Raw genomic sequence first — 20,213 nt, forward strand, 5'->3', positions numbered from 1 at the left:
ATTAACGAGTCTCTATTGAGCCGGGTTCGTCCGAGCGATCGATACCCAAGGCAATCATTAAGTTAGCGAGGAACATGGAGATCCCTTGCAGGATTAATAGGCAAGCGGTTAAGGGAATGGTGCTTTTGATCAAGAACACGCCGGGAAGGCCGCCGGAATTACTCGAGCTTTCGAAGATTTTCCAAGATTCGGCGACATAATCCCAACTGCTGTAAAGAATAAATCCTGAAACCGGCAGCAATAACAATACGACGCCGCAGCAATCGATCCAGGCTCGGGCCGATTTGCCAAGGCGTTGATAAAAGATATCGACCCGGACATGGGCGCCGGTTTTCAAAGTGTAGGCTGCACCCAACATAAACACCAGCGCATGCATATAGGAAACCGATTCCTGCATGGCGATCGAATTGTAATTAAACGCATAACGAAGCATGACAATCGCAAACGTTATCACGACCATGATCAACGTTAGCCAGGATACGGTCGTTCCGATCCATTCGTTAAGCAGGTCGATTTTATCGGTAAGGCGGCGGCAGAATTGTACAATCGAAGACATGGATGCTGAGGCCCGGGCGTAAAAAATGAGAAAGCCGGTAATTATACCTAATACTTTGTTCGGGGTGAGTGATTCAACCCGTCCAAGGCGATTCGAGGGCTTCGGCATACCCTTTATCCTAGAAAAAGCATTTCACCATGAAGATCATGAAGAATAGGAAGTTAATTCAATAGCTTATTACGCGTTTGTATAGAACTTTCGCTCACCAAAAAGGTTAGCGAGAAGGGTTTGGTAAGTTCTTGGAATCCTTCATGAACTTCATGTGCTTCATGGTTAAACTGCCGAATTCAGGTTTATTGTCATTTAACACCCTCGAATCTCCCTCACCTAACGCTAGGCGATCGATAAACTTGCTAAACAGAGGCCATCGTATATTTGGAAACGGTGTTGTTTGATAAATCTGCGGATATTGCTTTCTGGTTCCCACGGTCCTCCGTGGGAACCCGTACCTTGGCTGTCGAAACCAGATCGGTATGCGTTCCCACGCTGGAGCGATGGGAACGAGGAAAAATCTCCCCCAGCCACTCTTTTTCAAAGAGGCGAGTAAAACTCCAAGGACCTTAACTTAATGGCATTGACGCTGGAGCGGGGGAACGATAGGGGGGGTGAATATTTCATGAGCGCAGGGCGAGGAAACCATTTGGGGAGGTCATTTTGTGCGTATATGCTGTTACCCAAGCTCCAGCTTGGGTAACCTGTTCAGGAAGCTCTAGCTTCCCGACATTAGGTACGCACAGCGTACCCTACAATTTATCTATAGCGATGGGCGCGCAGGGTGAAAGAACCATTTAGGGCGGTTTTTTTGTGCGTGTTTTTGGGTTCGAAATTCGGCAATTATTGCCGGCATGATTATTGATTCGGTAAGGACATAAGGATTTCCTACGATACCGCTGCGACATTTTGTATGGAGTCTTAAGTAGTTGAAATAAAAATATAAATTGTTATAGCGGAAGAGCGGGTTAGCATCGCTATATTTTGATTCCGATTCTCGAAAAAATAAATAGCTAAGATTGCCATTAAAAGAGTAGAAATTTAAATTTCCGCCTACTATCCTTAAATAAGGCTTAACGCTTTGCAACCATTCAGTCCCCCGGCAATTATCGTCCCCATGCTGGAGCGCTCTTCGTTATACATAAATTGTAGGGTACGCTGCGCGTACCAAAGTCGTGCCCTGGCGGCTCGGTTGGCACATGAACATTGCGGGGTTACCATGGTACGCACAGCGTACCCTACGCGGTTCGTCTAGCGTTAGGTGACCCGCTAATGTTAAGTGGCAATAAATGCTATCGAGGTCTCATTGGTTAAGATTGCAAAAGGGTAATTTTTGACTTATGTATAACGATGAGCGCCGGAGCGTGGGAACGATAGGGGTGTGAATAATTACAACGCTTTCGTTACGGTTCCTTGAATGATTCGTGAAGAATCTTTTGTCTTTTAAAAAATAGTTTTTGGTGATTGGTTATGCAACGACAAACTCTTGTCATTTCATTATTATCCGCGGCAATGGTATTGTTGCCGGCTTGCAGCAGTTCTCCTTCACGTCATGCTGAAATTAAACCGGCGACTCCGCCAAGGGTTTCTACCGGCTCTCAGTGGGCCTATAAACCGACTATAGCTTCAAAGTTCGCTCAAAAGGAACAGGGCGTCTTTCCTAGGCCGCCATCATTGGAGCCGGCGGTCGATTTTTGGCGTAAGACTTATGGCGTATGGCATCGTTCGGAAGTTGCGTTTCATGATGATCGTTTTATGGGCGTTATCTATGAAGTGATGAGGTTGCCGGGCAATGTCGGCGAAGGCTTGACTAACCAACAAAAAACGATGATCGATCAGCGCAAGGCATTTTGGAAAAATCGCTTGAGTGATTTAGACAGGAAATTGCGAGCTAAAGCGCCGCTAGACCAAGTCGATAAACACATCGTCGCCAAAATCCAAAGTCAAGGCAAACTACATGAGATTTTGCCGGAGGCCAGTCAAAGATTACGGTCGCAACGCGGCATAAAAGAACGCTTTAAACGCGGCATGGAGATCAGCGGTCGTTATGATGCGCAATTTAGAAGAATTTTCCGCGAATATAATTTGCCGGAGGATTTCGCCTATTTACCGCATGTCGAGTCGTCATTTCAAGCTTCCGCAAAATCCCACGCCGGCGCGGTCGGTATGTGGCAGTTTACGAAAGGCGCGGCTGAAACATTCATGCCGGGTAAAAACAGACCCGATCGGCGGCACGATCCGATCGCCTCGGCTCATGGCGCGGCTCGTTATCTAAAGTATGCTTACAACAAACTCAACGATTGGCCGACCGCGGTGACGTCTTATAATCACGGGATCGGCGGAATGTCGCGGGCACAAAATCAAGTCGGCCGCGATTTCGAACAAATCGTCGAACGATACAATAGTCCGATATTCGGATTCGCTTCGCGTAATTATTATGCACAGTTTTTGGCTGCGAGAGACATCGCCGCGAACCCTTTGGCTTATTTTCGCGAAGGCATAAACTATGAAGGTCCGATGGGATCGGCTCATTACCTCGCCTCGGAGTAACGGCTTTTCACCGTTCCTACGCTCTGCGCTCGCAGTTATACACAAGTATCGGTAAACCTCCTAAACAGAGGTTATCGTATACTTGAAAACGGTGCTGTTTGATAAATCTTGGGATATTGAACATCAGTGGCTTCGAAATCGCGACGAAGGCGTCGCTCCCACAAGGGGCCGGATGCTCTGTGGGAGCGATCCCCAGATCGTCTCTCACCTAACGCTAGGTGAGGGAAAATCGGGAACGTTGGGCGACAAAAAATGGTATCGAGGCCTCATTGGCTAAGATTGCAATACGGTAATTCATCGTTCCCATGCTCTGCGTGGGAATGCATCCCGGGACGCTCTGCGTCCCCAGAGGTCGATAATCCCGACAAGAGCAACGATACATTCTCTAAAGTTTCTTAATCCGATTGCCCGCTGCAGTCGACGCAGAGCGTCTAAAGCGGCGTTCCCACGCAGAGCATTCATCGTTATACATAAATTGTAGGGTACGCTGCGCGTACCAAAGCCGTGCCCTAGCGGTTCGGTTGGCACATGAAATGAACATCGCGGTATTACCATGGTACGCACAGCGTACCCTACGCGGATCACCTTGCGTTAGGCGAGGGAGATCCGAGGGTGTTAAATGGCAATAAAAAGTATCGAGGTTCCTCGTTCCCATCGCTCCAGCGTGGGAACGCATACCGATCTGGTTTCAACAGCCAAGATACGGATTCCCACGGAGGACCGTGGGAACCAGAAAAAAGGCTTAACTTAATGGCAGTGACGCAGAGCATGGGAACGAGCGTTTTGTGGGGATACATCAAGGATTGGAGGCTTTTTCGGATCGATATTCCCTCAAGCATCATTATCGTCAGTCTGTTAGAATCCTTCCATTTACGGGCGGCGATTCATGCGTAAATGGATAATTTACGCGTTTTGCCGATATTTTTCGGATACGGCAACCAAGCGATTGCATTTAGGTTTTAACAATAAACTTCGTGTTGCCGATTAAATGGCGGACTGATCATGTGTTTTAGTGCGAATATGTCTTTGGGTCTTGGCGTGGTAGGCCTGGCGGCTTCTAGCGTGACTTTTTTGGATAAGAGCGAAACTCTGCCGGTGAGATTGGCCAGAGCCTACGCAATATTGCATTTTTCACTGATGGAATTTATTCAATATTTTGCTTACCCGGTTGCCGATCAATGCGGTTACGGCACGAATCTTTTTCTCAGCGAATTATCGACTTATCACATTAGCCTGCAGGCATTTGCAATTATGCCGGCATTGGCCAGTTATTCCTCCGATAAAGAAGCACTCAAAAAAGCGTTCTACTTTAGCGCGACCTTGAGTTCGTTATTCCTCATCTTCAATTTCCTGCCTAAGGAGTGGCAATTATTCGGAATCGAGCCGAACTTTATCGGTAACAAAGTGGCTTGTCTTTATAGCGGGATTTATCACATCGGTTATGCAATACCGAGCGCCTTCGGTTTACTTGTAACCCATGGATCATTGTTCGCCTTGGCGTTGAGCGGATATATTTGGCCCGATAATTGGAAGATGGCTTCTTACCACTGCGCCATGGCCTTGATGACCTTGCTGATGCCGCAATGGCTATTCGGCGTGTCGACCGGCGAGGCGGCGGCGATTTATTGCCTGTTCTCGATACCGATAACAATCAGCTTCATGCCGCATTTCAAACAATTTTTTACGGTGATTCCGCAGCGTTTGCAAAGGGCTTAAGAACGAGCGGGAAATAACTTCGACTTCTGTTAGAAGGGGGTTCGGTGGCTCTATGCCATCTCCATGCCGGCCTCTCACCTAACGCTAGGTGAGGGGCCGAGCACCCCGGTGCCTCCTAAGGCACTGCCGAAATTTGAAGTACGATCAGTCGCGTAGTGATAGGTGCTCATCAACAGAAAAGAGTCCCCAACATATGACCCGAAAAAAACTCCCGATCGGAATACAAACCTTCCGCGAAATTCGGCAAGACCATTGTTATTACGTTCGCTCCTGCCCAACCTCTGCTTGAGCGAAAAGTCTGGAAGCTCCAGCTTCATGAAACCGGCAAGCAGAGCTTGCGAGACGAGTTTCCCAAACAGAGTTTGGGAAACAGCGGAAAGGGAGGAGATTGGTTAATTACCTGCCGGTGGTTTGTGGGAGCGACGCCTACGTCGCGATGTCGAGGCCCGAAAGTCAAGGCAACACGAAACGGTATCGAGGCCTAATGGGCTAAAAGAGCCGGGTAGGTCGGGTTAGGCGGAGCCGTAACCCGACATATCGATGGGCAAAATGTCGGGTTACGCCAGCGCTAACCCGACCTACATTACTGCCAAAAACTCATTCAAAATCCGAAGTCATGCCCATGACCCGAAAAAAACTCCCGAGCGGCATACAAACCTTTCTGCTGTTTCCCAAGCTCCTGCTTGGGAAACCGATACGTGAAGCTCTAGCTTCACGAAACAAGTGAAAAGAAGCTAAAGTTCCTTCGCATGCAGCAATTACCGCTAAGCCAAGCTCAATCGGACAAGCGGGTCCCGGGAAGCCGGAGCTTCCGGTTTTTGCTTCCCAAGCTAGAGCTTGGGAAGGAGCGAATAAGTATTTTGACTTAGGAATAGGCACGAAATAACTTAGGCTTTAGCGGTATATTGACACAGAGGGAACGCCTTCCTTGAGAAAGGGGAGTTGTGAGGGCAAAAGCTCCTCCCCCTGAGAAGCATAGGTATCTACACAAGTACTTGCTCCTTTTCCCTTGAGGGAGAAGGTTGGGATGAGGGGGATATAAGTGGTTGTTTTTACTCTCACCGCCGCAACCCTCTCCAACAGGAGAGGGTGCTAGAGCGGATTATAACTAATTGTATTTATTATATAAAAACTTGTGTAGATACTTATGCCTGAGAAGGGGGAGGTTGGGAGGGGGGTATCCAAATCGGTGGTAACCATAATGGCATTTTTCAACAGCCTAGTATCGAAGCCTAATTGGCTATAAGAGCCGTGTAGGCCGGGTTACGCCAGCGCTACCCGACTTTTTTCAACGGGCGGCTGTCGAAAACGTTGAGCGATCCGTTATCATAAATACAACGATTGCACTTATGACTTGAATCCTAGCCATAACACAAGCCGATAAACAAAAATATTAGGAGTAACGGCGATGAACCTGGAATACAAAATCGACTCTCTATCGATACAAGATTATCTGGAAGGCGAGCTACATAGCAAAATCAAGCACGAATACATCGACGGACAAGTTTATGCGATGGCAGGAGCGAGCACGAATCATAATCGTATTGTTGCCAATATGCTAAGCGCGCTGCATACCCAATTAACAAAAACCCCCTGCGAACCTTTTGCATCCGATATGAAAGTGCAGGTAGCCGACGATTTCTATTATCCCGATGTGCTGGTGGTGTGCGATCATCACAGCAACGACTACGGTGTCACCGATACGCCGATCATCATCGTGGAAGTCTTATCCAAAGCCACGCGTAAAATCGATCAAACCCTAAAAAGGCAGGCTTATCAAAGTTTGGAAAGTCTGCAAGAATACATCGTCATCGAACAAGACTTTGTCGACGTGGATATCAGCCGACGCAAAAATCATTGGCAATCGGAGCACTACTTCATGGGCGATGAACTTTATTTAGAGTCCATCGATTTACAGGTATCGGTTGAGGCGATCTATGAACGAGTCGAAAACGGGGATGTTATTAATTATCTGACGCAACAAGCGAATGAAAAAACAAACTTGGAAGACGCTGCTAGTTCGCGTGATGAAGCGTAATTTCTGCTGTTTCCCAAGCCCCAGCTTGTTAAACGCAAGTATTCAGACCCCGTTGGCAAATTACCGCAATTCAGGCGTAGATATTGGCCTCCCCCTTTGAAAAAAGGGGATTTATTTTAAAAAATCTCCCCCTAACCCCTCGGCAACTGCTCCTGCGTCGCCTAAAGCGCCTACTGTTGGTGTCCTACCTCCTGCATAATCCACAGGGAGGTGGTGAAGGCAGATATTGCAGGAGCAAATATCTGTCCATGCAGTCGTCTTTTTCAAAGAGGGGGACTGAATACTCACTGTTAAACAGATGTGTGAAGCGCTAGCTTCACGATGTACCGAAAAAGGGCTAATTTTCCTTCACATGAAGCGGTTACAGCTAAGCCAAGTTTAATCGGTCGTGCAGGTCGGTATATTGACACAGAGGATTCTGTGTTGCGCAAACAATTACATAGCTTGTTATGAGCCTGTTTGCGCGCCTTGAATACGAACAAAAATTACGGAGTCAGTTGCCTAACTTATTACATGCCCGTTCCTAAAATAGTACGAAACACTAAACAATGACCGAAAACGAATTAAAACAATTGTTACGCAAAGGCGAAGACAGTCGCCAGCAATTTAAACAATCCATCAACAACGGTAATGCGTTAGCGGCTGAAATGGTCGCCTTTAGCAATGGCTTAGGCGGAACTATTTTCGTGGGTATTGATGATGCAGGGAGGATTGTCGGAGTATCGGAGCAAGATCTCCAGGTATTAAATCAACTCATCGCAAATACTGCTTCGCAATCGGTTCGGCCTGCGATTAACCCGATTACTGAAAATATTGTGACCAAACAAGGACTAGTGGTCGCGATTCAAATTGCTCAAGGCATCAACAAACCCTATATGGATGCACAAGGTTTTTTTTGGGTAAAGTCCGGCGCGGATAAACGGAGAGTCACTGCGCGCGAGGAAATTCAACGCATGTATCAAAGCGCCAACTTGCTGCATGCGGACGTCGTGCCAGTAACGGGCATGGGCATAGAAATGCTGGACAGAGATTATTTCAATCAATTCGTGATGAAACAATACGGTGAAATGCCTGACGATTTGGCAATATCGTACAGTCAGTTACTCAGCAATATGAATCTGATGCAAGACGGTGTTTTTAATCTTGCCGGTGCCTTACTGTTTTGCAAAATGCCGTCTATCAAATTACCGGTATTTATCGTGAAGGCCGTCGCTTATCCCGGTAACGACATTCATCTTGACCGGTATATCGAAAGTCAGGATATCGAAGGTAAGTTGGAAACCGTATTCAACAATTCTTTGGCTTTTTTGCTTCGGCAACTAAGACGCGTGCAAAGAAAACGCAATGTCAATACCGAAGGTGAGTTGGAAATTCCTCGAATCGCTTTGGAAGAATTGCTGATCAATGCCTTGGTGCATCGCGATTATTTTATTTCGGCACCGATACGCATGTTTATATTCGACAATCGTATCGAAATCATCAGCCCGGGGCATTTACCGAATAATTTAACGGTGGATCACATCAAAAATGGGAATTCCAATATTCGCAACCCGGTGTTGGCTTCTTTTGCGGCTAAAATTTTACCTTATCGCGGCTTGGGTAACGGCATTCGTCGTGCGTTAAAGGCCTATCCCGAAATCGAGTTAATTGATGATCGGGAAGGCAGTCAGTTTAAAGTGATTATTGCAAGGGACGAGTCTTGAACGATACTTTGAGCACTACTGTGGGAGCGACGCCTACGTCGCGATGTCGAGGCCTAATGTGCTAAAAGAGCCGCGTAGGTCGGGTTAGGCGGAGCCGTAACCCGACATATCGATAGACAAAATGTCGGGTTACGCTAGCGCTAACCCGACCTACACTACTGCCAAAAACACATTCAAAATCCGAAATCATGCACATGACCCGAAAAAAACTCCCCATCGGCATCCAAACATTCCGCGAAATTCGGCAAGACAATTGTTATTACGTCGATAAAACCGAATTTATCCTGCGCCTGATCAACGAAGGAAAATATTATTTCCTATCCCGACCGCGCCGCTTCGGCAAATCCTTGCTCTTGGATACGATAGGCGAATTATTTTCCGGTAATGAAACGCATTTTCAGGGATTGTATTGTCAAGACCGATGGGATTGGTCAAAGCGAAATCCCGTTATTCGCATCAGTTTCGGCGGCGGCGTGGTGCGCAGCGTAGCGGATTTGGAACGCCGCATACTCGCCTTATTACGCACCAATAGAGAAAATCTTGGGCTCAGCTGCAGCGACGAAACGGATATACCGGGCTGTTTTGCCGAACTGTTACAAGGTGCAGCCAAAGCCGCTGGTGAACGGGTGGTCGTGTTGATCGACGAATACGACAAACCGATATTGGATAACATTACTAACCCGGCACTTGCCGCCGAAATACGCCATGGCTTGCGCAACTTATATTCGGTAATCAAAGACTCGGACGCACATATACGCTTTACGTTTCTAACCGGCGTCTCCAAATTCAGCAAAGTCAGCTTGTTTTCCGGACTGAACAATCTGCAAGACATCACTGTAGACAAACGCTACTCGGCCCTTTGCGGCTACACCGCTGAAGATGTCGACACGGTATTTGCGCCGGAACTGGAAGGGCTCGACCGCGATCAGATGCGCGAATGGTACAACGGCTACAACTGGATGGGGGAGGCGGTCTACAACCCGTTCGATTTGTTGCTGTTATTCAGCACCCGAGAATTCAAACCGTACTGGTTCGAAACCGGCACGCCGACGTTCTTGATCGACGTATTGACCGAGCGCGGCTTTTTTGCACCGGATTTCGAACGCCTTCACGCCAGCGAAGCACTGCTGTCGACCTTCGACGTCAACAACATCGCCACCGTGGCTCTGCTCTGGCAGACCGGTTATTTAACGCTGAACGGCAGCCGACAACAGGGCGCGCGAATCGAATATGCACTGAAATACCCTAATCTCGAAGTCAAAAGCGCATTGAACGATGCCTTACTGAAAGGCCTGGTCAACGACGGCATGTTGGCCGAACAAGCCCAAAGCCGATTCTATGATTTATTGAGCGCGAACGACTTCGACGGCCTAAAAACCCATTTCGAAAGCCTCTATGCCAGCATCCCGAACGACTGGTACCGAAACAACCCGATAGCACAATACGAAGGCTACTACGCAAGCGTCTTTTACAGTCACATCGCGGCATTGGGTTTAGACATCGTCTTGGAAGACGTCACGCACCAAGGCCGCATCGACATGACGGTCCGCTTTAACGAGCAAATCTATCTGTTCGAATTCAAAGTTGTCGAATTAGTCCCGGAAGGAAAAGCCATACAGCAGTTGAAAGACAAACGCTATGCCGACAAATACCGAAGCTTAAATCAACCGATCCACCTGATCGGCGTAGAATTCAGCAAAGACAGCCGTTCGGTGGTAGGCTTTGAAGTCGAACAAGCGGCAAGCTGATTTCCACTTGTGGGAGCGATCCCCAGATCGCGATTTCGAAGCCGAGAGCGTTAGGTGACAATAAATGACTATCGAAGTCACATTAGCTAAAATGGCAAGGCGGAATCTTCGAGTTATGAACAACGATGAGAACTAGTGAAACAACGCATGGCTCGACCAAGAAAAAACGGTCTTTCAATTAGCAGGCAACTTAAAACCACCGGCACTCATCGGACGTAATTATTCACATCCCCCTTATCGTTCCCACGCTCCAGCGCATAAGTATAAATATACCTAATTGTGCAAAAAGTAGCGATCGAGCGCTAAATGGTTGTGTTGTCCGAAAAGGCTATTGGTGTTTGAGCATTACTGGCTTCGATAGTCGCGACGAAGGCGTCGCTCCCACAGAGAGCGGCGGACGCTCTGTGGGAGCGATCCCCTGATCGCGATCTCGAGGCCGAAAGTGTTAAGTCACAATAAATGGTATCGAGGTCTCATTGGTTAAGGTTGCAAAAGGGTAATTTTTGACTTATGTGTACCCTTTGCTAGTCAAATTTCGGCGTCGGGGTGCCCGTCAAAGGACGCCGTGAATACGTCCATGTAGGCTCTATGACAGCATCCATGCTGCCAAAGCCTTTGCCGAACACCCCGACGCCTCCATACGCTAATGCCGAAATTTGAAGTGCGATAGGTATATACCAGTGGAAATTATTTACGAGCGGGTCGAAAACGAGGATGTCTTGAACTATCTACAGCTCAAATACAAAATCGTTATCGGAGGTTTTTTGCAGCCTTATGCTTTTCTGACATTTTTCGATTGGTTCGGCTTTATTGTTTTATTCGATACTCCGTACTTATAACATAAGATATTGATTATAAACCCATAAACTTGGATGCTGATTTCGCCGAACAATTTAGTTGTTTACTTGTTGTTTATGAATGTTTTTTTAGAAGGGAGTGGAATGTCGGCTTTTTCGTTATGGCCCGTTTTATTATTTTCAATAAACACCTGTGATCGAACTACGCAAAATTCCGGATAAGTTTGATTCATATAGTTACTAACCTTTTCACTAATAAGAGGGAAATTACTTATCAAGAGGAGTGATAATGGGCGAGGCCCTTTTATCACATCTATTATTTTGCCAATTGTTGGTTGAGCCGAGGCGGATTCTGTAAAAAGCAACCCTTGCTGAGGGGCAGGAAGAGGTTTGAGTTGGGAGCGTTCTTTATTAGTATGAAGCGCAGAAGCTGATTTTATCCAATCGGCTCTTGCATAGATTGGTTCGTCGTAACGTTTTGCAGTCGAAGTTAATAATTTTGGAATGTAACGGGGGTCTTGGCGCAAATCAATCAAAATTAGATTTATGATAATAATTGTGCCAATTAAAATGTTAGCTATCAATGGTCGGCGTGGAACCAAACAGTTAGAATAAAAAATCGAAATAAGCAGATTAGCGGCAACAATGAGTGGCAAGAAATATCTGGATTGTGGCCTAAGAACAAGTACGTATACAATAAAAAAGAACCAAACTATTGAAATAAAAATAGAAAATTTCAAAACCTTCTTGGTTTTATTGTCGAGAGTTTTTGATTTGAGCAGCATTACCAATGCAAATAATGCAAATAAAAAAACGCCTCCATAAGCAGGGCTAATAAAAAAAGTAACAAACGGATCTATAAACCAATGTATGGGAAATGGGCTATCAGATACCCAGAGAGACATAAGCTTAATACTAAAAAAAGGGGAGCCATCGTAAACGCCACCTTTTAAATGATTCGAAAAAATTTGAGCATGACCAGAATCAAGTTGATACCGGTATAAAAGCTCACCAGTATAGTACCAATAGAATACTGCTTCGCTAATCACGACAAGTAAGAATCCACCTGCCATAAACCAGTAACGAGATCTCAGTGGGCCGTATCCAGCAAGAAATAAAATTATCAGGAACAGCAAAATCGCTGAACTTGTTTCTCGAGTGAGAAACGCTAATCCCAAAAGAATCCCCGAGAAAAAAAGAGGAGCCAAATCATTATTCAGTTTTTTCTCGGCTACCATCAAAAATAAAGAGACTCCCGCCATAGCAAAAAATAACTCATAAATTTCGGGATATAGAGTTGTTCCGTATATGGCCAAAAGAGGTGAGGTTGCTATGAGTGTTCCAAAAACCAGGGCTGTTCTTTGATCGATTAAAGATTTAACGGTATAAACTAATACTACGATCAATGCCAGATAGAATATACTTGCACCCAAGGATACGGAAAACTCACTTTGTCCAAGCAATGCAATAGAAGTTGATATCGTTAAAATCAGAGGTAGGCGAGTTTGCCAATGATTTTCAGCAATAAAGGGTGGATTTTGTAACCATCCATTTGCTGCTATAAGGTAATTAGTATCGTCTTCAAAACCTTGATAACCAATTCGATTGATTCCAATTGCAACAAATGCTACGACTACAATTAAAATATATCCAAAAACTGCTTTGTAATTGTAATCGTTTAGCCCCCCCTGTTCCTATCACGCCAAAACCGGCATAGGCAAACGAGGGACGGGTTGGTTTTTACGGCGTTCGGCCAGTGTTTGAGCAATAAACTCCCAAGGATTCAGGTCTCTCAAACGCGCGGTATCAATCACGCTCGCCAGCAAGGCGACCACGCGACTGCCTTGTGTCGTCCGCGAACCGAAGGTGATTTTGCGCAGCAATACCCAATGCCGCAAACTGCGTTCCGCCACGTTGTTGGTCAATGGATGCGCCGGCGTTTCGACCACGCGCACGATGGCCTCCCAATCGTTGAGAAATTCGCCGGCCAATTTGCGGCTGTCAACATGCGCGATGTCTCGGTGCGTCTCGCAGAGCGAGCGCAGCAAGGTCAGCAACTGTTGATTCTGCGCCCATAAGGTTTCGGCATCCGGCGGCGATTCGCGGAGTCGGTGGATGTTGCGTATCAACAGGATCATGGCCAATAACAAGGCTTCGCCGAAAGCTTGTCCTTCGCTATCCAGGCACTGATACAGTGCTCGGGCCTTGCGTACCAAGTGCGCCCAACAGCGCCCAACAGCGCAAGCGCCTAGGAAAGATGCGGTAGACGCTGTAGCCGTCGGTCATCAGTAAGCCGCAAAACGCTTCCCCTAAGAGCTGGTTCACGACGAGACGATGGCGTTTGCCCACTTGATAAATCACCGTCTGTGCGCTGACAAAGACCCAGAGCCAAAATAACTGTCCGGCTTCTTTCCAGGGTGTTTCATCGATATGTAAGAGGCCGGCGGCCTTGAGTTCCGCGATCAACTGCTCGTCGACGACCGGCGCAACGGCACGTCCCGCTTCATGAATGCATTGATTGATGGTGCTGGTGCTGAGGTAGATTCCCAGCCAATCGCGCAAATAGGCTTGGATTCTGCTGCGCGATGCCCGTAGGGACAATGAGAGATAAACCAAAAAGCTAACCAACCGAGGGCCGCACAGATGCCATTCGCTCAGGGCTACGCTCCAGCCATCTTCGTCGGCGCCTCGCCCGGGCTCGGCGCGGGTTTGATGACCGCAGGGACAGGTCGCCGAGAAGTAGTCATGTCGGCTATGTTCGATTTGTAATTTCGGCGATTCGGCGTTGCCGATTTCAAGCTCCAGTTCGAACCGGGCGTTCCAGGGTCGGTAGTCGGTGTTGTCGGCAAACGATTGCCTACACGCGGCGCAGCAATCCGGGCGATGCTCAATTGTCCGTGTCACCGGTAAGGTCAGGTTGCGGCTATAGCCTGGGCTACCGACTTGGCGCCCGGCTTTTTTAGGCTTTCCGCTATCACCGGTCGCCGCCGGAGGTGTTGCCGAGTCCTGGCTAGGTAAGTCATCTGACGAAGACTCAGACGAATCCAGTGCCGACAAGTCGTCCGTTGCCGGCGCTTCTTCCGACGGTTCGGCGCTGGATTGATTCGATTGCCAAGGCTCCCGGGATGACGGCGGACGCGAACTCGTATCCGGGGATTGTTTGAGTCGTTCTCGGGCTTCTTTGAGATCCGCCAACAGTTGCTTACTCAATGGACGCAACTCACCCTCCGGCAAATCATCCAGATAGTCCGTGTCCATTTGGCTAAGGTCTCGGTCGCTCAACGTCATGTCCTATAGCTTTTCATGTTTTAACGTGAGTTGCTACTTTTTTAGTGATGGGGGCTAAACGATTACTTGTAATTAGATTTTTGATTAGTAAAGTTCATATTTAAGCGGAATTGGTGAAAGAAATAATATAAAACAAATAGCTCTTCCGGATTTCCCGTGGTAGCTTGTCAATACAACAAAGCATGGTGTTTCCATTTCACCACATATACAATTTTGCTTTCCAAACTCGCCAGAACCCGACAAAGTTTTTCTTCGCAAGTCCACGCAGAACATCTGTCCACGTCTTTCGGTTTTGAGTTTGATTGTAACCCAGTTTATATTTTTGACATCTGTCTGTCGGTAGCTATGCTTTTTTACCGGACACCTCTCTGTTTGCTTATTTGGATTTTTTTGAGTCCAGGTGTAGCAGAACTTCGGGAGGTACTCCTCTATCAATATAGCTGACTAGGATGGACGTATGGTTAGATGCGCAGAATATAAGCTCCAATTAGAAAAATTTAAAATAATAGAAGGAACCGGTGATGAGTGAAAACTTTCAAGATAAATCGAACATTCGAAAAATTGCCGTACTTTTACCTTGCTATAACGAGGGACTATCGATCCGAAAGGTAGTTGAGGATTTTCGTAAAGAACTCCCGGAAGCAACAATTTATGTGTATGACAACCGATCTTCCGATAATACTCAGGACGAGGCGCGCGCAGCAGGTGCCGTAGTAAGAACCGAGCAATGGCCGGGAAAAGGGAACGTAGTAAGGCGAATGTTTTCAGACATAGACGCAGATATCTACCTCATGGCAGACGGGGATGGAACCTATGATTCTAGTGTTGCGCCACAGATGATCCAGCGCCTAGTTGATGAAAATCTAGACATGGTTGTAGGTACCCGGCGCAATGTCTACAAAAATGCTCATCGTATGGGCCACGGTTTAGGTAACCGTCTTTTTAACCGAATGTACCGTAGCCTGTTTGGCCGATTATTTAATGATATATTTTCTGGTTATCGCGTTTTTTCTCGCCGCTTTGTGAAAAGTTTTCCTGCGATATCCAGTGGCTTCGAGATAGAGACAGAAATGTCTGTTCACGCTAGCCAACTTCGCATGCCAATCGCCGAGATAGAGACTGACTACGGAGCGCGACAAGAAGGTTCCGTCAGCAAGCTCCGGACGGTACGAGATTCTCTAAGGATAATGTTTACTTTCTTGATTTTATTTAAAGAAATTCGTCCAGCGCGTTTTTTTGGTGTGCTTGCCATCATGTTGTTCGTAGCGGCCATAGTACTGGCATTACCGCTATTGTTCACATACTTGGAAACCGGCTTGGTACCAAGGTTTCCGACTGCCATTTTGGCTACGGGTCTCGTACTAATGGCTGGTATATTCACTATCAGCGGCTTGATCCTTGATAGCGTTGCTCGTGGTCGTCTTGAGCAGAAGCGGATGTGGTATGTAGCCAATTCACATACTCAGAAATAGAAAGCGTCTAAGCATGTTTATTCGCTTTCTACTGGTCGGGGGAGTGGGGTTTTGCATCGATGCAGGTCTCACCTATCTGCTGATTCAACTGACGATCGCACCTTGGCTCGCACGTATTCCCGCTATTTTCCTTGCCATGGTCTTTACCTGGCTCGCCAATCGGTACTTTACGTATAGGGTCACTAAGGCCCGCTCCACAATTGAAGCCATGCATTATTCAATAGTGGCATTGATCATGGCTTTAGTTAACTACCTGATTTACATTTTTCTCGTGCGCTACGGAATATGGCCTGTGGCGGCTGTAACCTTGGCTACTGCATGTCAAACCATGATTAGCTTTCACGCCTATCGCCATTTCGTTTTTAAGGAGGCAAAGATAACAATGACAAGTGACAGTTCGTGCGAGACCGTGTCTATTAGCCCAAGAAGCTCTGGAGTCATGACGAGTCAATCGTGGCACTTCGACGTGGGTATTTTTATTGTAGCGTTAGCGGTTTTGGCTACGGCAATGCTCTCTCTTCATGCTTTGAACAGTGGTCTTTCTGGAAGTGACGAAGGGTCTCACTTTCTCAATGGCTACTTAATCTGGTCATATTTGACAGAGGCAATTGGTCAAAATCCGTTGACCTATGCTACAGATTTTTATGTCCACTATCCTAAAATTTCAATCGGGCATTGGCCTCCTCTTTATTACGTATTTCTGGCTAGCTTCTTCTTTGTGCTGCCTCATGCCCCTTTCCCATTCATGATTGTTAATTTGGTGGTCGGGGCGCTCCCTGCTTTATTGGTTGGGAGGGTGGTTCGACAAATACTTGGCTTACAATGGGCAGTACTAGCTGCGATTATTTATGTGTTGATTCCGATAACACTCAATAATACCGTGCACCTAATGTTGGATCAGGCATTAACCGGATTATGCCTCTTGGCTGCGTTGCTGTGGAGTGCTTACGCTAAAGAGCCCACTTTGCGGCGAGGATTGGCTTATGCAGCGATTACCGCTGTGGCGATCTTGGTCAAAGGGAACGGCTGGTTGCTGGGATTGTTTCCATTTTTTCATATCGCATTGACAGGACGTTGGCAGGTTTTTTTAAATTGGCGCACCTATGCAGCCGCTGCTCTCACGCTATTGATCGTTGGTGCCTGGACTGTGGTGACGTTCAAGATATCCAGTGATGGGTTTAATTATGCATGGGGCGTCGATTATTTTATTTTGGCGATATCAACTTTCCTATCTGCTCTTTATTCAAATTTAGGTCCCGTTGGTACCATTGCGGCATTTGTCGGCATTGTCGGGAGTCTCTCAATTAAGGATCGCCCTGAATTATTAGAAGTTGGAAGAACAGGTCTCGCTATGGTGCTCGCCACTATTCTGTTCCATTCCATCGTACCCGTCGATTTGGAACAGAGATACATGTCTTCTGCCATGCCCTTTTTAGCTATTTTTATAGTCATTGGAGTTTGGGTGAGCACGCGGAGGTGGCAGTTGGCTTTGGGTCGATCTTGGATAATACTCCCTGTTGCAGTCGCTATCTTTTGTATTCCCGGATTATTATTTCTACATGATCGTCCCGACAGATTCGATATGCGCATGGATTTAGTAGCTGCTCAGATAACAACACAGCTTGGTGAAAGTGTGATTGTTATTGACGGTAGCCCTGGTGCTGAGGGTGCATTGACGGCAGAGGTAGCGCTACGCGATCTCGAACGTCAAAGTTATATAGTTCGTAGTTCGCAATTACTGGCAAAGTCAGACTTTATGGGTAAACGCTACGACCTTCGGGTAAACACACCAGAAGCTGTATTGGGTTTACTTGACGACATTTCTAGTAGTGCTGTGGTTGTGGCAGAGGGACCATTTATAAGGCCTCATTTTGCTCATTCCGACCTTTTACTGTCAGCCTTACGGCACCCGACTTCACCGTTTCGATTGAAGCAGACTTATCAGCATCATCATCATAAGGGTCGAACCCACTTATATTTACGAACGACTCCAGTTCCGCTGAAACTGGACGCGGTAAAACGCGTCAATTTTCCGGAAAAAGCGCCGCGATGAAGCTTTTTAAACTATCCAGTATATGGTTGAAATATATTTCTGTCAGATTCTTTACAGCTCACAGTCAAACATTCAGTGAAAACACTCTCAGCTGAATTCATAGAGTCAGGGTGGTTTGAAATTTTAACTTTTTATCGTGTAAAGAGTGATGCCGCATTTAAAAAAGAAATTAGACTAAAACTTGGCGGTAAATGATGAATGATCGATCGCTAAAAATTAGAAAATTGAAAATCACCAAATCCATTCTAAATAAATTTCGTGCCTAAATTCCCCATATCGTTAGAAAAGCTTGTCTGGCGTCATTGGCGTTTGGTTTCGGTCATTACTGTCGTGGCGATTATACAACTGTTCGAATTGGCCTTACTACAAGTCAAATACGACATCTTTATCGGCGGTTTCTTGCAGCCTTATGCTTATCTCACACTGTTCGAAAGGCTTGGCTTTATTCTGTTGACTTTATGGTACGACTTCATTCTGTTCGGTTTGATCGGTGTCGCTTGGTTTTATATCGCCGACCGGCTCAATAAATCCGGAATTCTGATTTACTACAGCTTTACCGTGATGATATTGTTGGGTATGGGGACTTGGTTGGGGCTTAAATTCAAAATCCTGTCCTATTTCAACGATACGATCAATTATCAAATCATCGCCAATTTGGGTGGCGGGAGTCTGCGTGACGGTTTGCTTTATGCGGCAAACGAAATCGTATTGTTTGCCGGCACGATGGCCGGGTTGATTGTACTGTTCATCTTAATCGCCCGGTTTGTAAAGAATCATCAATACGTTCGCGACTATCATAACGAACTCACAGAGTCGCATGGTTTAAAATGGACGTTGACGATCATGATACTGATCACTCCACTTTTAACCTATGCGGTGTCGGACAGCGACTATTGGCGATACGGGCTCTCTAAAAAAACTTCCTACAACCTGATCACGAGCGGACTCGATTGGCTGACCGATTTCGACCGGGACGGTTACGGACTGTTCGGCTATCCGAAAGACACGGCGCCATTCGATAAACGCATCTATCCCGGTGCGTTGGATATACCCGGTAATCGAATCGACGAAGACGGCATCATGGGCGATGCGCAGCTAATACCGTTGACGCCCGACCCATTACGCAACATCAAGCCTCGCCCCGGAAAACATATTATCCTGATCGTCCTGGAAACCGCGCGATTCGATTTGCTCGAGCAGCGCATCAACGGGCGTTATGTCGCGCCGGTAATGCGCGAAGTTGCTCGTGCCGGAACTTCAGTCGATTATGCCTACAGCCATACCGGCTATACCACGACCTCGCTGATGGCAATATTCAACCGTGAATTGATTCATCACGATCATCGAATCAAACTGCTTGATTTTCTAAAAGATTCCGGCTACGGCATTTCGATTATTTCCGGACAAGACGAATCGTTCGGCGATGTGGCTACCTTCACCGGCATGAATAAAACAGGAAATTATTATTTCGACGCGCGAACCGCGATAGACGACCGAGTCTTTCCGAGTAAAGACTCGGGCAGTTTACGACTCAGCGAAGAACGCGTCGTCGAACAGTTTCAACAGCGATTTACCGAACTGGATTTCAATCAATCGCAATTTATTTATTTGAATTTTCAGGCCGCGCATTTTCCGTATTCGCATCCGAACATGCAGAAAATCCTAATCGATGATTTCATTCCACGGTCGGAAATTCGAGCGGAAAATCGCGAAAGAGTCGCCGAAACCTATTGGAATGCCATCGCCAATGCCGACTGGGCGGTCGGGCAGGTGGTCGAGATGCTTAAGAGCAAAAATCTCTACGACCAAACCACATTGGTTATATTAGGCGATCACGGCGAATCTTTATTCGAAGACGGGTTTATCGGACACGGGCATGCGATCAACCACGCACAAACGCATATACCGCTCATATTCAACGATCCCAAAATAGAAATCCAAGAAGCGATAGGACAAATCGATACCGCCGAAATGGCGATCCGCTCGGCATTCGGATTACCGAACCAATGGCTCGATCAAGAAAAAACGGTCTTCCAACTAGTCGGCAATTTAAAACTTCCTTCGTTGATTGGACATGTCAAATACGGCGGAGACCGGATCGTGTTCGATTTTCGAACGGAACAAGCATTCTTGAGCGAATTAAAGCAATGGAAGCCCTATCAAGACTGGCTGAAAGACCCTCAGCAAAAAGAGCGCATGACCAATATCATTCGCGAATGGGAAAATTTAAAATGGCATGAATTTGAATATCGGCAGCGGACGAAATTTCCGAGTGTACAATCATTCATACATCAACATTAA

At 46.7% G+C, this 20,213-nt stretch carries 13 protein-coding genes; 9 read left to right on the forward strand and 4 right to left on the reverse strand.

Annotated elements, in window-relative coordinates; genetic code table 11:
- Position 1: 1 nt before the first annotated feature.
- Positions 2 to 556, reverse strand: coding sequence for a TRAP transporter small permease subunit (locus tag WJM45_RS06350; protein ID WP_341328125.1), 555 nt, complete (start codon positions 554 to 556; stop codon positions 2 to 4).
- A 1,461-nt stretch (positions 557 to 2,017) separates the two neighbouring features.
- Between WJM45_RS06350 and WJM45_RS06355 the strand changes: the two genes are divergently transcribed.
- The 6 genes from WJM45_RS06355 (at position 2,018) to WJM45_RS06380 (ending at position 11,141) form a co-directional block, all read left to right on the forward strand.
- The gene (locus WJM45_RS06355) at positions 2,018 to 3,097 is read left to right on the forward strand and encodes a lytic transglycosylase domain-containing protein (RefSeq protein ID WP_341328126.1); all 1,080 of its coding nucleotides are present in this window, start codon (positions 2,018 to 2,020) and stop codon (positions 3,095 to 3,097) included.
- A 1,002-nt stretch (positions 3,098 to 4,099) separates the two neighbouring features.
- Positions 4,100 to 4,813, forward strand: a complete 714-nt coding sequence (locus tag WJM45_RS06360) for a DUF5765 domain-containing protein (RefSeq protein WP_341328127.1) — start codon at positions 4,100 to 4,102, stop codon at positions 4,811 to 4,813.
- 1,408 nt (positions 4,814 to 6,221) lie between these two features.
- Positions 6,222 to 6,851 carry a Uma2 family endonuclease gene (locus WJM45_RS06365; RefSeq protein WP_341328128.1) on the forward strand — a complete coding sequence of 210 codons (630 nt, stop codon included), beginning with the start codon at positions 6,222 to 6,224 and terminating at the stop codon, positions 6,849 to 6,851.
- A gap of 548 nt (positions 6,852 to 7,399) precedes the next feature.
- Complete coding sequence (locus tag WJM45_RS06370) at positions 7,400 to 8,554, forward strand: RNA-binding domain-containing protein (RefSeq protein ID WP_341328129.1); 1,155 nt, start codon at positions 7,400 to 7,402, stop codon at positions 8,552 to 8,554.
- A 194-nt stretch (positions 8,555 to 8,748) separates the two neighbouring features.
- Positions 8,749 to 10,302 (forward strand): AAA family ATPase, encoded by a 1,554-nt coding sequence (locus WJM45_RS06375; RefSeq protein ID WP_341328130.1) that lies wholly within the window; start codon positions 8,749 to 8,751, stop codon positions 10,300 to 10,302.
- A gap of 680 nt (positions 10,303 to 10,982) precedes the next feature.
- Entirely contained in the window at positions 10,983 to 11,141 is a 159-nt protein-coding gene (locus WJM45_RS06380) for a hypothetical protein (RefSeq protein ID WP_341328131.1), read from the forward strand.
- Between the two features lie 62 nt (positions 11,142 to 11,203).
- On the opposite strand, the gene WJM45_RS06385 is transcribed toward WJM45_RS06380, so the two are convergent.
- From WJM45_RS06385 to WJM45_RS06395, 3 genes are read right to left on the reverse strand one after another with little or no spacing between them, the layout of a single operon-like run.
- Entirely contained in the window at positions 11,204 to 12,745 is a 1,542-nt protein-coding gene (locus WJM45_RS06385; protein WP_341328913.1) for a glycosyltransferase family 39 protein, read from the reverse strand.
- Positions 12,746 to 12,796: 51 nt separating this feature from the next.
- Positions 12,797 to 13,315: a transposase gene (locus WJM45_RS06390; protein ID WP_341328132.1), complete on the reverse strand. Its 519-nt coding sequence runs from the start codon at positions 13,313 to 13,315 to the stop codon at positions 12,797 to 12,799.
- The gene (locus tag WJM45_RS06395) at positions 13,275 to 14,387 is read right to left on the reverse strand and encodes a transposase (protein WP_341328133.1); all 1,113 of its coding nucleotides are present in this window, start codon (positions 14,385 to 14,387) and stop codon (positions 13,275 to 13,277) included. The genes WJM45_RS06390 and WJM45_RS06395 overlap by 41 nt, the downstream gene beginning before the upstream one ends.
- Before the next feature lie 521 nt (positions 14,388 to 14,908).
- On the opposite strand from WJM45_RS06395, the gene WJM45_RS06400 reads away from it, so the two are divergent.
- The 3 genes from WJM45_RS06400 (at position 14,909) to WJM45_RS06410 (ending at position 20,213) form a co-directional block, all read left to right on the forward strand.
- Positions 14,909 to 15,859 carry a glycosyltransferase gene (locus WJM45_RS06400; RefSeq protein WP_341328134.1) on the forward strand — a complete coding sequence of 317 codons (951 nt, stop codon included), beginning with the start codon at positions 14,909 to 14,911 and terminating at the stop codon, positions 15,857 to 15,859.
- 13 nt (positions 15,860 to 15,872) lie between these two features.
- Positions 15,873 to 17,912 carry a GtrA family protein gene (locus WJM45_RS06405; protein ID WP_341328135.1) on the forward strand — a complete coding sequence of 680 codons (2,040 nt, stop codon included), beginning with the start codon at positions 15,873 to 15,875 and terminating at the stop codon, positions 17,910 to 17,912.
- 258 nt (positions 17,913 to 18,170) lie between these two features.
- The gene (locus tag WJM45_RS06410) at positions 18,171 to 20,213 is read left to right on the forward strand and encodes a sulfatase-like hydrolase/transferase (protein ID WP_341328136.1); all 2,043 of its coding nucleotides are present in this window, start codon (positions 18,171 to 18,173) and stop codon (positions 20,211 to 20,213) included.

Source organism: Methylotuvimicrobium sp. KM2, from assembly GCF_038051925.1.
In the GTDB taxonomy this organism is placed as follows: domain Bacteria; phylum Pseudomonadota; class Gammaproteobacteria; order Methylococcales; family Methylomonadaceae; genus Methylotuvimicrobium.

What these genes read in the sequence shown, in the direction of transcription:
- WJM45_RS06350 (WP_341328125.1), bottom strand. Translation starts at nt 556, where the DNA reads ATGTCTTCGATTGTACAATTCTGCCGCCGCCTTACCGATAAAATCGAC.
- WJM45_RS06355 (WP_341328126.1), top strand. Translation starts at nt 2,018, where the DNA reads ATGCAACGACAAACTCTTGTCATTTCATTATTATCCGCGGCAATGGTA.
- WJM45_RS06360 (WP_341328127.1), top strand. Translation starts at nt 4,100, where the DNA reads ATGTGTTTTAGTGCGAATATGTCTTTGGGTCTTGGCGTGGTAGGCCTG.
- WJM45_RS06365 (WP_341328128.1), top strand. Translation starts at nt 6,222, where the DNA reads ATGAACCTGGAATACAAAATCGACTCTCTATCGATACAAGATTATCTG.
- WJM45_RS06370 (WP_341328129.1), top strand. Translation starts at nt 7,400, where the DNA reads ATGACCGAAAACGAATTAAAACAATTGTTACGCAAAGGCGAAGACAGT.
- WJM45_RS06375 (WP_341328130.1), top strand. Translation starts at nt 8,749, where the DNA reads ATGACCCGAAAAAAACTCCCCATCGGCATCCAAACATTCCGCGAAATT.
- WJM45_RS06395 (WP_341328133.1), bottom strand. Translation starts at nt 14,387, where the DNA reads ATGACGTTGAGCGACCGAGACCTTAGCCAAATGGACACGGACTATCTG.
- WJM45_RS06400 (WP_341328134.1), top strand. Translation starts at nt 14,909, where the DNA reads ATGAGTGAAAACTTTCAAGATAAATCGAACATTCGAAAAATTGCCGTA.
- WJM45_RS06405 (WP_341328135.1), top strand. Translation starts at nt 15,873, where the DNA reads ATGTTTATTCGCTTTCTACTGGTCGGGGGAGTGGGGTTTTGCATCGAT.